Annotated in this window: 15 protein-coding genes; 4 read left to right on the top strand and 11 right to left on the bottom strand. The window is 61.5% G+C overall.

Annotated features, from left to right (window positions below; all coding sequences use genetic code 11):
* Window positions 1-99: 99 nt before the first annotated feature.
* Window positions 100-309, bottom strand: coding sequence for a hypothetical protein (locus J3R84_RS20795; protein WP_113569650.1), 210 nt, complete (start codon window positions 307-309; stop codon window positions 100-102).
* A gap of 227 nt (window positions 310-536) precedes the next feature.
* On the opposite strand from J3R84_RS20795, the gene J3R84_RS20790 reads away from it, so the two are divergent.
* On the top strand, window positions 537-917 hold the full coding sequence (locus J3R84_RS20790; protein WP_113569652.1) for a YciI family protein: 381 nt from the start codon (window positions 537-539) through the stop codon (window positions 915-917).
* A gap of 79 nt (window positions 918-996) precedes the next feature.
* Here the strand turns inward: J3R84_RS20790 and J3R84_RS20785 are convergent, their stop codons facing one another.
* Entirely contained in the window at window positions 997-1,707 is a 711-nt protein-coding gene (locus tag J3R84_RS20785) for a YczE/YyaS/YitT family protein (protein ID WP_057207619.1), read from the bottom strand.
* 193 nt (window positions 1,708-1,900) lie between these two features.
* The gene (locus J3R84_RS20780; protein ID WP_113569654.1) at window positions 1,901-3,628 is read right to left on the bottom strand and encodes an amidohydrolase family protein; all 1,728 of its coding nucleotides are present in this window, start codon (window positions 3,626-3,628) and stop codon (window positions 1,901-1,903) included.
* Window positions 3,629-3,819: 191 nt separating this feature from the next.
* Here J3R84_RS20780 and J3R84_RS20775 point away from each other — a divergent pair, with 191 nt between their 5' ends.
* On the top strand, window positions 3,820-4,722 hold the full coding sequence (locus J3R84_RS20775) for a LysR family transcriptional regulator (protein WP_057207621.1): 903 nt from the start codon (window positions 3,820-3,822) through the stop codon (window positions 4,720-4,722).
* A gap of 119 nt (window positions 4,723-4,841) precedes the next feature.
* Here the strand turns inward: J3R84_RS20775 and J3R84_RS20770 are convergent, their stop codons facing one another.
* A complete protein-coding gene (locus tag J3R84_RS20770; protein WP_063963281.1) occupies window positions 4,842-5,405 on the bottom strand; it encodes a GNAT family N-acetyltransferase in 564 nt (187 codons plus the stop codon).
* Between the two features lie 9 nt (window positions 5,406-5,414).
* Window positions 5,415-6,053, bottom strand: a complete 639-nt coding sequence (locus J3R84_RS20765) for an FMN-binding negative transcriptional regulator (RefSeq protein ID WP_057207622.1) — start codon at window positions 6,051-6,053, stop codon at window positions 5,415-5,417.
* A gap of 74 nt (window positions 6,054-6,127) precedes the next feature.
* Between J3R84_RS20765 and pdxR the strand changes: the two genes are divergently transcribed.
* Window positions 6,128-7,606 (top strand): MocR-like pyridoxine biosynthesis transcription factor PdxR, encoded by a 1,479-nt coding sequence (pdxR, locus tag J3R84_RS20760; protein WP_113569656.1) that lies wholly within the window; start codon window positions 6,128-6,130, stop codon window positions 7,604-7,606.
* Between the two features lie 13 nt (window positions 7,607-7,619).
* On the opposite strand, the gene J3R84_RS20755 is transcribed toward pdxR, so the two are convergent.
* The 4 genes from J3R84_RS20755 to minC all read right to left on the bottom strand — a co-directional run bounded on the left by J3R84_RS20755 (window position 7,620) and on the right by minC (window position 10,730).
* On the bottom strand, window positions 7,620-8,720 hold the full coding sequence (locus tag J3R84_RS20755; protein WP_203529161.1) for an NAD(P)/FAD-dependent oxidoreductase: 1,101 nt from the start codon (window positions 8,718-8,720) through the stop codon (window positions 7,620-7,622).
* Between the two features lie 159 nt (window positions 8,721-8,879).
* Complete coding sequence (minE, locus tag J3R84_RS20750; protein WP_025429518.1) at window positions 8,880-9,143, bottom strand: cell division topological specificity factor MinE; 264 nt, start codon at window positions 9,141-9,143, stop codon at window positions 8,880-8,882.
* Window positions 9,140-9,955 (bottom strand): septum site-determining protein MinD, encoded by an 816-nt coding sequence (minD, locus tag J3R84_RS20745; protein ID WP_025429519.1) that lies wholly within the window; start codon window positions 9,953-9,955, stop codon window positions 9,140-9,142. The genes minE and minD overlap by 4 nt, the downstream gene beginning before the upstream one ends.
* 31 nt (window positions 9,956-9,986) lie before the next feature.
* Window positions 9,987-10,730, bottom strand: coding sequence for a septum site-determining protein MinC (minC, locus tag J3R84_RS20740; protein ID WP_057207625.1), 744 nt, complete (start codon window positions 10,728-10,730; stop codon window positions 9,987-9,989).
* A 238-nt stretch (window positions 10,731-10,968) separates the two neighbouring features.
* Between minC and J3R84_RS20735 the strand changes: the two genes are divergently transcribed.
* Complete coding sequence (locus J3R84_RS20735; protein ID WP_113569658.1) at window positions 10,969-11,256, top strand: barstar family protein; 288 nt, start codon at window positions 10,969-10,971, stop codon at window positions 11,254-11,256.
* Window positions 11,257-11,302: 46 nt separating this feature from the next.
* Here the strand turns inward: J3R84_RS20735 and J3R84_RS20730 are convergent, their stop codons facing one another.
* On the bottom strand, window positions 11,303-12,613 hold the full coding sequence (locus J3R84_RS20730) for an MFS transporter (RefSeq protein ID WP_113569660.1): 1,311 nt from the start codon (window positions 12,611-12,613) through the stop codon (window positions 11,303-11,305).
* 130 nt (window positions 12,614-12,743) lie between these two features.
* On the bottom strand, window positions 12,744-13,493 hold the full coding sequence (locus tag J3R84_RS20725) for an SURF1 family protein (RefSeq protein ID WP_113569662.1): 750 nt from the start codon (window positions 13,491-13,493) through the stop codon (window positions 12,744-12,746).
* Between the last annotated feature and the right edge of the window lie 7 nt (window positions 13,494-13,500).

Genomic DNA, 13,500 nt, shown 5'->3' with positions numbered 1-13,500 from the left:
CGAAAGTACGCAGCGCCGACAACGTGCTGCGTGCTCTCGCCGTTTGGCGATGACACAGCGAGGCGCCTGCGCCAGCATCAAGGTCCGCGCTGATGAACGTCAGCGACAACGGGTTCTGTTGCGGGCAATATCTCGCCTGATTTCCTTGAGCGTGTGTCGCAACTCGGCAAGAGTGCCATCATCGCTAAGAGCGGTGCTGGTGCACGCGAGAAAATCGAGCTTGAGCTCCAGCTCGTCGTGTCGTTCGATCAATCCGGCCAGTATGCGAGACGTGCGCATGTCATACCCATCAAACGTCGGCGCCGTCATGGGCGGGCGCGGACGTCAAGATTGCTTCGCGGTCTCCGATACCCCTCCTGTGCGACAGTTTGTTGAAGTGTGAGCGCTTTCGCCTCGAACCGTTCCTTCAATTGAAACGTGCATGCCCATAGTCTGCGCGCCGATCCGGCCATATATTCGCGGCGGCACTCACCCAAATACGTCCCGATGGTTGCTTGGCTGAGCGAAAACCGAAAACGCGCAAGGGAGATGATTTGATGTATTACGCCATCCTCGCCTATCACGAAAAGGGAGTGGTCGAATCCTGGACCGAGGAGGAAGACACGGCGCTGATGACCGACCTGCTCCAGGTCAATGATCGCCTCGTGCGGGAAAAATCCTTGGGCCCCGCCGCCCGGCTCGGCCCCACCCAACATGCAGTGACGCTGCGAGGCAAAGGCGAGGGCATTGTCATCGACGGCCCCTTTGCCGAAACCAAGGAACAATTGCTCGGTCTCTACGTCGTGGATTTTCCAACGCTTGAGGCAGCCGTTGCGGCAGCCCGTGATCTGCGTCGCGCCAACCCGACGGCCACCTATGAGATCCGGCCGATTTCGCTTTATCTCCCCGGCACGTCATTGGGTTTCAAGGAAGTGTAATTGTAAGCCTTAGCTTACAGTGAAAACAGGACTCTCCGATCTGGAGAGTCCTGCTCTTTTTTGCGTCCGTCAGTACGCCCTATTTGGCGGCCGGTTCCAGCCTTTTCGCTGACGGCACGGCTTTCCTGGCCTCCAACTTCTTGAACAGGAAGAAGTACAGCTTGATGTATTGACCCACCAGAATCGCGTTCAGGATCGTACCCTCGCGAATGAACTTGATCTCGCTGAGGAAGAGCAGACCGATACAGGCAGACAGGACCAAGAGAGTGCAATCAAAGCCGGTCTTGATGTTCCCCCACTTCCAGCCCGTGCGCTTGAAGATCGTGTTGACGAACATGTCGATCGGCATCAGCACAAGATTGGCACGGATCATCAGGAACAGACCGAACGCCAGCGCCGCATCGGCAAAGACCAGAAGCGCCACGCGCGCCGGGTAGAGATCGAGCTTGATGAATTCGGTCATGCCAAGGTTGAGATCCAGGAACACGGCGAGCACGAAGGCCGGGATCAGGGATGCGAAGTTCTTCAACGTGAAGTCCTTAGGCAGGACCAGATAGGTCAGGAACAGCATGATCAGTTCAAGGGCGAAGTTGTAGGTCCCTTGGCTCAACGGCGGGTAGACCAGGGTCATCGTCCGCGTCAGGCTGCTTTGCGGCGAGATGCCGATCCCTGCCCGGATCGCCAGGCTGACGCCGAAGGTCAGCACGTAGATGCCGACCACATACATGATCCAGCGCCTGGTCAGGCTGCCGGTATCGACGATTTCGGCTTCCGCCGCATTATGGTCCATTGGTCGTCCCTCCCATGGTTTCTACGTGGGCCTCTCACCACCCACGGCCGCGCCGGTCTCCGGCGTCCGGGCTTCGGTTCAGTGCATTTGGACGTGCCGCGATCACGATCTTCGGTTCATCCATCGTCTCCCCCTGCCGGCGGGCGTCCTGCCCACCGACATTTTCCATCGCGTACGCCTCGCAAGTGCATCCCTAGTTCATGAACCGGAACCGGTGCAACGAGATGAACAGGCTCAGGAGCTTGTTGACCACCGGCTCGCCTTCGTTGCGGTTGCCCAAGGCCTCAAGCGCGGTGTCGATGGCGCTGGCGCTGGTTGTCAGTTCATCCACAGTCAGGTTCGCCATCACGCCATAAATCTCCAGCGGCATCACGGCCTTCTCCACCTGGTCCTCGGTGACGATGCAGGCACCGGCATGGGTGTCGACCTGCTTGAGGCAATGGCACATTTCTGCGCTGTCCTGCCCGACGACGACGAAGTAGGGTTTTGGCGCCGGCCAGAAGGTGGCGACAGCACCGCGATCCACATGAACCCCCTTGAACAGGCCGCTGACGACGTGGCGCTGGCCATCGGCATAGCGCTGGACCACCGACAGCCGGCTCAGTTTCACCCCCTCATGCTCGGCGACAACCTTGCCGTCCTTCATCGGCACCCAGACTTCCTGGTAGAATTTCGCATGTCCGCGGCCGTAGACATCAAACAGGTAGACCTTGGCCCGGCTGCCATCCTCGGAGAGTTCAAGCGGCACGATGTCGAGCTGATCGGGCGTCAGGTCATCGAGACCCGGAACGCCTTTTTTGCACATGCCGGAATAGTCGATGTCGGCGTTCGTGAGCAGCTTGCGATCCTTTGCCACCAGTTCGCCGTCCTTGAAGACGTAGAGCGGGTTGATCTTCGACAGGCTGTCGGTCAGGACGATGTCGGCAAACCGGCCGGGGGTGAGCGAGCCGATCCGGTCTTCCATGTGGAACGACCTCGCCGTGTTGTAGGTTGCCATCTTGATCGCATGGATCGGGTTGAACCCCATCTCGGCGCAGAGAGAGATGATCCAGTCCATGTGCCCCATCGTCAGCAGGCGCTCGACGGAAATGTTGTCGGTGCACAGCATGAAATTGTCGGTCGGCCACTTGCGGTCGACGATAGCGCGCAGCAGCACCTTGATCACCTCGCTGCTGCCGACTCCGAACTTGATGTGCGTCGGAAAACCGTAGCGAATGCTCTTTTCGATGTCCTTCTCGTTCCAGACGTCGTGATTGTTCGACACGCCGATCGCCGGCAGATAGTTCAGGACCATGTCGGACAGCGCGGTCACGCCCCAGTGGCCGTTCATGAAGCCGCCCTTGGCGCGCACCCAGGCGGCCTTGCGGAAATCGTCGTCATCGCCCGAGCTATAGGTGAAGTGTTCGAATTCACCGAGACCGATGACCGGTTCCATCTTCAAGACCGCCTCGGTGATGGAGGCGGCCGTCTTCTTACCCGGCGCAAACGCATAGAGCCGGTAAGGCAGCTTGTCGTAGTCCTTAAACAGGTTTTCGGCCGCCTCAACCCCTTCGTCGCCCGCTGCACTCAGCAGATCCAGGCATTCGGCATAGATCGTCGTGGTGCCGCAGGGAACCAAGGCCTCGGCCAGTGCCGTCGGATGCGCCAGCTGGGATTCGAAATGCAGATGCGCATCAATCAGGCCGGGGATAGCATAGAGCCCCTTGCCATCGAAAACGTCCTTCACCTTCAGGATTGTCTCATCGGGATTGAGCGCGACGATGCGTTTGTCATAGACGAGGATGGATCCCTGATAGACGGTCTCGCCGTGCACATCGAGAATGCTCAGGTTCTTCAGAAGGAGATCCGCCACCTTCTTTCCGTTCAGGATATCAAAGATGGCGCGCACTTTGGCATAGTGAACGGCTTCGGTTTTGTTCACGCGTATTTCCTCCACTTTCAAGTCTCGTCGGCATCGGCAGGGCCGAGCTTCCGGTCCGTCGCGGGCGGCATCCCGCACCAACGCTTCACGTGTCGGAGGCCATAAGAAATCATTGCACCGCTTCCGAAAAGCAGTATTTTCTGCACATATCGTTCTCTTTTCGAGAGCACTCGGAGCAAAGGAAACGGAAGATGTTGCACTCGCGCGTGCTGCGCTACATCGACGAAGTGGCAAGATCCGGCTCGATCCGCGCCGCCGGCGAACGGCTGAACGTGGCCGCGTCGGCGATCAACAAGCACGTGCTGCAACTGGAAGAGATGATCGACGAGCCGCTGTTCGAACGCTTGCCGAGAGGGCTGCGGCTGACGCCCGCCGGCGAGATTCTCGTCGCGCATGTGCGCCGGACGATCAAGGAATACAGCCAGGTCGAGGCCCAGATCCGCGACCTCAAGGCGCTTCAGAGCGGCGAGGTGATCATCGCCACCATGAACGGCCTCGCCGGCGGCATCGTGCCCAAGGCGGCAGCCAACTTCTGCGCCCGCCATCCGCGCCTCAAGATCTCGATCCGGGTGATGTTCATCCACGACATCGTCCAGGCGGTCGTCGACGGCGAGGCCGATCTCGGCCTCGCCTTCAACCTGCCGCCGTCGCCGCAACTCGAAACGCTCTGGAAGATGGATACGCGGCTGGGCGCGGTCGTCTCACCTGAACATCCGCTCGTCGGCCTGGAGTCCCTGCCGCTCGCCCATTGCGAGCCCTATCCGCTCATCTTCGCTGACCGGTCGATGCTCATCCACGGCATCGTCGCCGACGCCTTCGCCAATGCCGGGCTCACGGTCGAGCCGGCGTTCCTGACCAACTCGATCGAGGCGATGAAGTGCCTGGCCGCCGCCGGCGACGGCATCGCCTTCCTCAGCAAGTTCGATATTGCCGAGGAGCAACGCAACGGCGTGCTCACCTATCTGCAGATCCGCGACCGTACATTCGGAAAGAACGTGCTTTCCCTCGTCCAGCGCGAAAAACGCAGCCACGGCCTCGCCACCTCGATGTTCGCGGAGGAAATCATCCGCGCCTTGCGGGCAACGATGGATTAACGAGCCGGCGAAACCAGGTCAGTCGAAACAACCTTCTTCGCGCGACCATCCTCGGGGTTTGCGCTTGTTTGCACTGACTTTCGACGCCGGGAAAAGCCTGACCGCGGCAACGAAGCGGATCAAGCGACCTCGGCCCTGCCGGCGACGACACGGTTCCAATCGTCCTGCCGCAGCCGGAAGCACATCCACGGCGACGGCGTGCCCGAAAGGTCCAATATCGCGTCATAGACATGCGCCGCACCGAGCTTGGCAGTCGCCTTTTGCGAACGAATGTTTGTCGGCGCGATATGGAACCAGACTTCCGGATAAGTACCGAAGGCATGGCCGAGCATCAGCCGCTTCAGGTCGAAGTTGGTGCCGCCGCCCCAATAGGCGTTGTTGAGGAAAGTAAAACCGATCGAAATGCTGTCCGGCATGTCAGGAGCGACGTAATAGCGGGAGCATCCGATGATCCTGTCGTTTTGCCGATCGATCGCCACGAGCGTCGTTTCGCTTGCAAGCAACAACGCGAAGTAGGGCTCGAACTTCTCCCGCTTGTAGCGATCCGTTGCTGGATGCCCTGCCCAGACGTCGGGATGGCTTGCTGCGAAGTAAAGGCCCTCGAGGTCTTCCGGCCGCAGCGGCCTGAGGAGGATGGCGTCGCCGCTCAATGCGGGTTGTGGATCGAAATCAGACTTGAACATGCTCTTGTCTCATGATGATGATGATGGAACGGGGATCATGTCCGCAATTACGCGGTCGAAATCGCGATGACTTTCCGAAAGGCCGTTCCTGACGCCCATCCTGTCCGGCTCTGGACGGTTCTGGCTCAGCTTGCGTTTGCCTGTCAGATGCGTGATCGACATTCGAATACCGACGATGCCGCGCAATTGCGCTGTGATATAAGCCGCAGGCGCATCGCTGACGGCCCACGGTTTTGCGGCCGCCGCCTCGTGGAGATCAGTGAGCCGCTTGACGACATCGAGCAGCCGGGCCGGATCATCGAAGAACTCGACCGGGCCCTTTGCTTGAACAGCAGTGTAGTTCCATGTCGGAACCACCTTTCCATGCTCGGCCTTCGCTGCATACCAGGCCGGGGTGATGTAGGCGTCGGGACCCATGAAGACAGCGAGGCCATCGCCAATCATGGGCGTTTGCCACTGCGGATTGGGGCGGGCGAGGTGGGCATAAAGCATACCCATCTCTCCCTCCTCAGCGTCGAGCAACATCGGCAGCGGTGTCGCCAAGGGACCTTGCGCCGTCGCGGTGATAAAATTGGCGATGCGGCATGCCCGCATCATCGCGTGTATTTCGCTGGTGTCGTCGACCACAAAAGCTGGCGGCGTGTACATGGAACTCTCCTTGAACTTCGCGCAGCATCGGCGTTAACTGGCACAAAATAAACGTCCAGTTTCGGAGATTTTCATTGGGCCAGTTGAGCGGTGGGAGATCACAACGCACGGGCGCAGCCCGCCGCATTTACCTTGAGCTGCAAGAGCAGATCGGTGCTGGCGTCTATGCGCCCGGTGACAGGCTGCCATCGAGCCGTGCGCTCGCCGAGGAACTGGGCGTGTCGCGCACGACGGTCACGGCCGCTTTCGACCAGCTCGTCTCCGAGGGCTACGTGATCAGCCACCAGGGCTCGGCGTCGATCGTCTCGGATATGGCCGGGCCAGGAACGCGACACAGCCGACAGGCTGAGCCTCGCCTGGAATGGCCGATGTCGGACTATGCTGCCCGGCTGATGGAGCTTCCGATCCACTATGCTGAGAGGCGGCCGGCACTGGAGTTCGATTTTCGCTATGGCGATATTGCCGCCGCCGACTTTCCGACGCTGCTGTGGCGGCGGGCGATGAATGCGGCGCTGCTGCGCCGCCGTGATAGCCTTTCCTACGAGCATCCGGCCGGCTCCGCCGCCCTGAAACAACAACTTCAGGGCTATCTCTGGCGTGTGCGTGGCATCCGCTGCGACGCCGATCAGATCGTCGTCGTTTCCGGCTCGCAACAGGCGCTGGATCTCTGCGCCCGCGTTCTCGTCGATCGCGGCGACCGCGTCATTGTTGAGGAACCGTGTTATGCCATGGCGCGCAACATCATGGTCGCCGCCGGCGCTGAAATCGTTGCCGCTCCCTGCGACCATGCCGGCCTTGTCGTGGGGCACCTGCCGTCCCGTGGAAAATCAGCGCTCGCCTACGTGACGCCGAGCCACCAGTTTCCGCTCGGTGGCGTCCTGCCGCAGAGCCGGCGGGACGCGTTGCTCCAATGGGCCTATGCGGTCGGAGCCTATATCATCGAGGACGACTACGACGGCGAGTACCGCTATGACGTGAAGCCGATACCGCCGCTGTTTCAAGCGGATCGTGACCGGGTCATTTATGTCGGCACAGTCTCGAAGACGCTCTCGCCGGCCCTCAGGCTGGGCTATCTCGTGGTTCCCCGGCCGTTGATCGAGGTCTTCACGCGATGCAAGCAGATCGCCGACCGGCATAGCCCGAGCCTTGAGCAGGAGGCGCTCGCAATCCTACTGGAAGCAGGCTCATACGAACGGCATGTCCGTAGGATGCGCCGGTCCAATGCCGAGCGTCGCGCCGCCCTGGTCTCGGCACTGACATCATCCTTTGGCGAACAGATAGAGATCGTCGGCACATCGGCCGGGCTGCATGTCGTCGTCTGGTTCCATGAGATCAGCGCACAGCATGAGACGCGGCTGATCGAAACCGCGGGGGCTGCCGGGATTGGCATCTACCCCGTGTCGCCGCTCTATCTCGAGCGCAAACCGGACCGGGCTGGTATGGTGCTCGGCTATGCCTCGCTGACACCGGACGAATTGCGCCGGGGAACGGAAAAGCTGGCATCCGTCGTTTACGGATTAGGCGAGCTGTCCTGCGGCCCAAACGACGGTTGAGTTGCCCACAGGCCTAGATTTCTGCCACAAGCTTCGCCAGCGCTAGGGATGCGGTGAGGCCGGGCGACTCGATGCCGAACAGATTGATCAGTCCGGGCACGCGGTGCACGCTTGGTCCTTGCACGACGAAGTCCTGGCTTGCCACCTCCGGCGGCACGATCTTTGGCCGGATACCGGAATAGGCCGGCACGAGCGCGCCGTCCTTCAGGTCAGGAAAATAGCGGCGGACACCGGCGTAGAACGATGCGGCCTTCGCCGGATCTACGTCATAGTGCAATGTGTCGACCCACTCGATATCGGGGCCGAAACGGGCCTGGCCGGCCATATCGATGGTTAGATGGATGCCGAGACCACCCTTGACCGGTACGGGATAGATTAGCCGCGAGAACGGCGCCCTGCCGACATGGGAGAAATAGTCGCCCTTGGCATAGTACTCTTTCGGCACGAGCCCGAGAGGCATGCCCTCAAGCTGGCGCGCCAGCATCGGTGCGCCGAGGCCCGCGGCGTTGACGAACAGCCGGCAGGCAAGGCTCATCGGCTCGGCGCCGCCGATGTCGACGACGATACCGCTATCGGTCACCTTGCCTCGCTCGACGGGGCTGTTGAGCGCCAAGACCGCGCCGGCATTCTCGGCATCGCCAAGCAGCGACATCATGTACGCGTGGCTGTCGATGATGCCGGTTACCGGCGACAGCAGCGCGCCGGTGGTGGCAAGCGCCGGTTCGAGGTCGCGCGCATCCGCGGCCGAGATTTGCCGGAGATCGGGCACACCATTTCGCGCCGCGCGCACCGCGATATCGGGCAGCTGCTCGAGCTCCAAGGCCGAGGTCGCCACGATCAGCTTTCCGCATTGCCGATGGGGGATGCCGCGCTCGCGGCAATAGGCATAGAGCAGGGCCCGGCCTTCGACGCACAAGCGCGCCATCAGGCTGCCCGCCGGATAGTAGATTCCGGCGTGGATCACTTCACTGTTGCGCGACGACGTTACGCTGCCGATGCGATCGGCCGCTTCGACGAGGATCACCTCACGGCCGGCTTGAGCAAGCACGCGAGCGACGGCCAGCCCGATGACGCCGGCTCCCGCGACAATGCATTCCACTTGCTCATGGGACATAGCGGACCTCAACAGAGTCGCTCGTCAAAAGGGACGCCAAGGGCGCTGCAAGACGATGCAGTAGCACAGCATGACGGGATACGTCAGGCAGCACGGGAACGGATGATCTGAACCATCGACATCCCCTGCTGCCTGACGTCATGTGCTGCGGACCCGCTTTCAGGCCGCCCGTGCACCGGCGGCGAGCGGGATCTCGATGTCGACTTCCAGCGTCGTCACGTGTTCGCCGCGGTCCATCTTGACGGTGACCTTGTCGTCGTCGATCTGAACGTGCTTGGAGATGACCGCAAGAATCTCTTCCCGCAGCAGCGCAACGAGATCCGATTGGCCGACGGAGGCGCGCTCATGCGCCAGCAAGACCTGCAGGCGCTCGCGCGCTGTCGGGGCCGAGCTCTGCTTTTTGAAGAAACTGAAAATGCTCATGCTGCCCTCCGTCCGAAGATCTTGCCAAACAGACCGCGTTTTTCACCCGGGATGGTCATCGGCACGGTTTCGCCTGCAAGCCGGCGAGCGGCGTCGAGATAGGCAAGCGCCGGCGCAGACTTGCTGTCGGCGAGCGTCACCGGGGCACCGATGTTGGATGCCCTGAGCACATCCATGCTCTCGGGAACGATGCCGAGCAGCGGAATCGACAGGATCTCCAGGACATCGTCGACCTTCAGCATGTCGCCACGTTCGGCGCGCAGCGCATCGTAGCGGGTCAGGAGCAGGTGCTTCTCGACCCGTTCTCCCCGCTCGGCCTTCTCTGTCTTGGCGTCGAGCAGGCCGATGATCCGGTCGGAGTCGCGAACCGAGGAAACTTCCGGATTGGTCACGATCACGGCCATGTCGGCATGGCGCATGGCAAGCGTTGCACCGCGCTCGATCCCGGCAGGGCTGTCGCAGATAATCCAGTCAAAATGCTTCTTCAGGTCGTTAATGACACGCTCCACGCCTTCCGGCGTCAGGCTGTCCTTGTCACGGGTCTGCGATGCCGGCAGCAGGAAGAGCGTCTCCAGGCGCTTGTCGCGGATCAGCGCCTGCGGCAGCTTGGCGTCACCCTGAATGACGTTGACCATGTCATAGACGACACGGCGCTCGGCACCCATGACGAGGTCGAGATTGCGCAGGCCGACATCGAAATCCACGACGACGGTCTTCTCGTTGCGCTGCGCGAGCGCTGCGCCGAGAGCAGCGGTCGACGTCGTCTTGCCGACGCCGCCTTTGCCCGATGTAACAACAACTACTTTCGCCATCTTCCGCTCCTGTTTCCTGGCCGGCACCGGCTCAGTTAAGTCTCTCTGCCATGATCGAGTCGTCTTCGAGCCAAAGCTGCACCGATTGTCCACGAAGCTCGGACGCCATGTCGTCGGCGGTCTTGTAGACACCGTCGATGGCCAGCAGTTCTGCCTCCAGCCGGCGGCAGAAGATCCGCGCCGAGGTGTTGCCTACGGAACCCGCCAGCGCCCGCCCCCGGAGCGCTCCGTAAATATGGATCGAACCGCCGGCGATGATTTCGGCGCCGGATGCGACCGACCCGATCACGGTGACATCGCCTTCCGGAAAGATGACCGATTGTCCGGAACGAACCGGCTCCCTGACGATGATCGACGCGCTCGCTCTGGCCGCCGGCGTTTCCTGGCCGATGACGGAGACAGCCTCAGGTGCCTTCGGCTCACCGGCGATCAACTCGCCCGCTGCCGCCTCGAATTCCGGCGCCGGCCGGCCGCCTCTCATTGAGGGTGGCATGCCCGGCTCGAACAGCGAGGGACGTCCGCCCTCGATGCCCAGGACGCGGACGTTCCTGCTGGCGAGTTCTTCGAGCAGGCCCTTCAGCTGCGGCCGGTCGATTTCGAGGTCGACGATATCGAGCACCACCGGTCGGCCGAGAAAAAAACCCGCCGAGCGAGCGGCCAGATCGTCGAGCCGTGTCAGCCACGAATCGAGCGGAAGCTCGGGCGACAGCGCGAGGCTCAGGAACGAGCGGCCCTTGATACGGATCGAACGAGCGTCTGTTAGCACTTTGATCATCTTCGTTAATTTTTCGTTGCCGTGATCTAGGCGACGGATGGTTAACAATTGGTTAACAGGTGGCTGCCGCTTCTCGCAGGCGGGCTTTACTAACAGCTTCTCTCGACACAACTTCGGCAAGCAACATCCCTTGTACGCTCCATCGCGAATGATCTGCCATCGGATGCACCACGGCCGATTGAAGCGGGCACGCCGGTGCCCTATTGGTGCCGACGACGGTTTCTCGAAAGCAGCATGAATGAAGCACTTAGTCATCGATTGTCAGGGGATTGCGACCGATGCGGATCTTTGGCGCCGCTACCTTGCCGTGACGAATCCTGTGGCTGGTCGAGACTTTGGCTGCAACCTCGACGCGTTCTGGGACGCGGTCGAGGGCGGCGGTCCGGGCTATCCCGGGCGATGCAAACTGACGTTCAAAAATGCAGCAGCGCTCAACCACATCAAGACCGGCAGTGGCGTATCCCTGTTGGATGCCTTGCAGAATATCGCGCGGGCCGCGACCGTCGTCGTGATTGAGTTCAAGTAGTCGAAATCATCAAAGGCGAGCACTGGAACAGGCTGCATCTCACCTCTCACGCGAGACCCTTGTTGCGGGGTTCGGCATCGATCAGCGACACGCTCAGCGCCGCAAGCAGTAGCAGGCCCGAAATGACGCCGAGCGCGGTCGTGAAACTTGTCGTCATGATCGGGGCAACCATTGACGGCGCGAGCAACCCGCCGACACGGGCGATTGCGCCGGCCGTGCCCATGCCGCTTGCGCGCAGGCTCGTCGGATAGATTTCCGGCGTCAACGCATAGATCGCACCCCACGTGCCCAAGAGGGCAAAATTCATCAACAGCGTGGCCGCAACGACAAGCTCCATGCTCTGTCCAAGAGCATAGGCCAAGGAGCCGGCCGCGCTGAGGAGGAGAAAGCCGATCAATGTTGCCTTCCGCCCCCAGCGTTCCACGCCATAGGCAGCCAACGCGTAACCGGGCAACTGGGCCAGTGCCAGAAGGACGAGAAAGACTTCGCCGCGTATGAAACCGAAGCCCTCGCCGGCAAGCTTGACCGGCAAGTAAACGAAGATGCCGTAGTAGGAGATGGAAATGAGCAGCCAGGCCGACATCAGAAAGATCGTCCGGCGGCGAAGCGCAGGCGATAGAAGTGCTGTAATCGATTTGCGCTCGGCAGCCTGAGGGACGATCGGCGGGATGGCGACATCCCGTCCGTTCACATCAGCGATGCGCTGCAAGACGCTGCGGGCCTCGGTCGAATGTCCCTGCCGGTTCAGGTAAAATGGCGATTCCGGGACGTAGAAGCGCAGGACGACACCGATCAACGCCGGAATGCCGGTGATGAAAAAGATGATCCGCCAAGCCTCGCTGCCATGACTGCCAGCCACAAGCGCCAGGATCGCCAGTGCAACGGTCCCAATGGCCCAGAACCCCTCCAACAGCACCAGCCAGCGCCCCCGTCGGTTGGCCGGCAGAAATTCAGCCATCATGGCGTAATCGACCGGCAGCGTGCCGCCAACCCCAAGCCCGGTGAGGAAACGGGCCGCGAATAGCCAGGTAAGGTCGGTTGCGAAGGCCGACGCGATGCCGAAAATTGCGTCGATGATGATCGCGATGAACAGCACGGGTCGCCTGCCGATGCGATCGGCGAGCCGCCCGAAAACAAAGGCGCCGACGAGCATGCCGAGAAAGAAGAACGTGCCCGACTGCAGAGCCTGCGGGATGGTGACGCCGAACGTCGCAGCAATAGACGGCGCGCTGAAACCGATTGCCAGCACCTGCATAGCATCTGCCGCCCAGACAAGGCCGAAGATGACGAAGAGGCGACGCTGGAACAGCCCGACGCCGGCGGCCTCGATGCCCTGTTCGATGCTGACTGACTGCATGGGAGGCCTTTGTGCTTATCGTTAATCGGTGGCGCGGCTGTTCGGGCGAGGATGCATCTGCGGCTATCGCACCCGAGAGATGTCCGTCTTTCGTGAAACCTATCCGCGCCGACGCACAATCGCCAAGCCTTCAGCCCGCCCGCGAGCGATAAACGACAACGATGCCCGCCGCACTCAGCAGTGCCAGCACATACCAGGTTACCGCATAAACGAGATGACTGTTGCGGAAGCTGACCACCGTCAGCCCGCCGACAGGGAGACCACCCGCATTGGGCGTGGCGTCGGCATCGATGAAATAAGGTGCGATATTCGCCAGGTCCTGGGCCCTGGCGATCGCAACGACGTCACGCGAATACCAGCGATCGGCTGTCGGGTCGTTGGAACGCAGGAAGCCGCCACCCGGTTCCGGCATTCGCAAGAGGCCGATAACCTCGACAACACCGGAAGTCCGGCTCTGGGAGCGGGCAGCAGCATCGCGCCGATCGAGCGGAACAAAGCCACGGTTGATCAGGATGGTCGACCGGTCGTCCTGGACGATCGGCGTCATCACCCAGAAGCCGGCGCCACGCTCGGTGACCGCCTGGACCAGCACTTCCTTCTCGTGCTCGAAGACGCCGGTCGTGGTCACGCGACGGTATTCGTCCTTTTCCGCGCTGATACCGGGCCATTCGGCCGGGGGCGGAACCGGAACAGGTTCGGCGTGAACCCGGGCATCGACGCGGGCAATCAGCTCGAGCTTCCAGAAGAGCCTCTGCACCTGCCAGGAGCCGAGGGCGAAGAAAGCCACCATCAGCACCGACAGGGCGACGGTGAAAATGGTGCGAGCGCGGACAGGCTCTGCCCCCACTTCGATCTTCGCCGCTCCCCCATTCATCGCCATGCCGTCA

Origin of the sequence: Ensifer canadensis (assembly GCF_017488845.2) — a bacterium.
GTDB lineage: Bacteria > Pseudomonadota > Alphaproteobacteria > Rhizobiales > Rhizobiaceae > Ensifer > Ensifer canadensis.
This window is presented reverse-complemented; position numbering and strand designations above follow the sequence as displayed.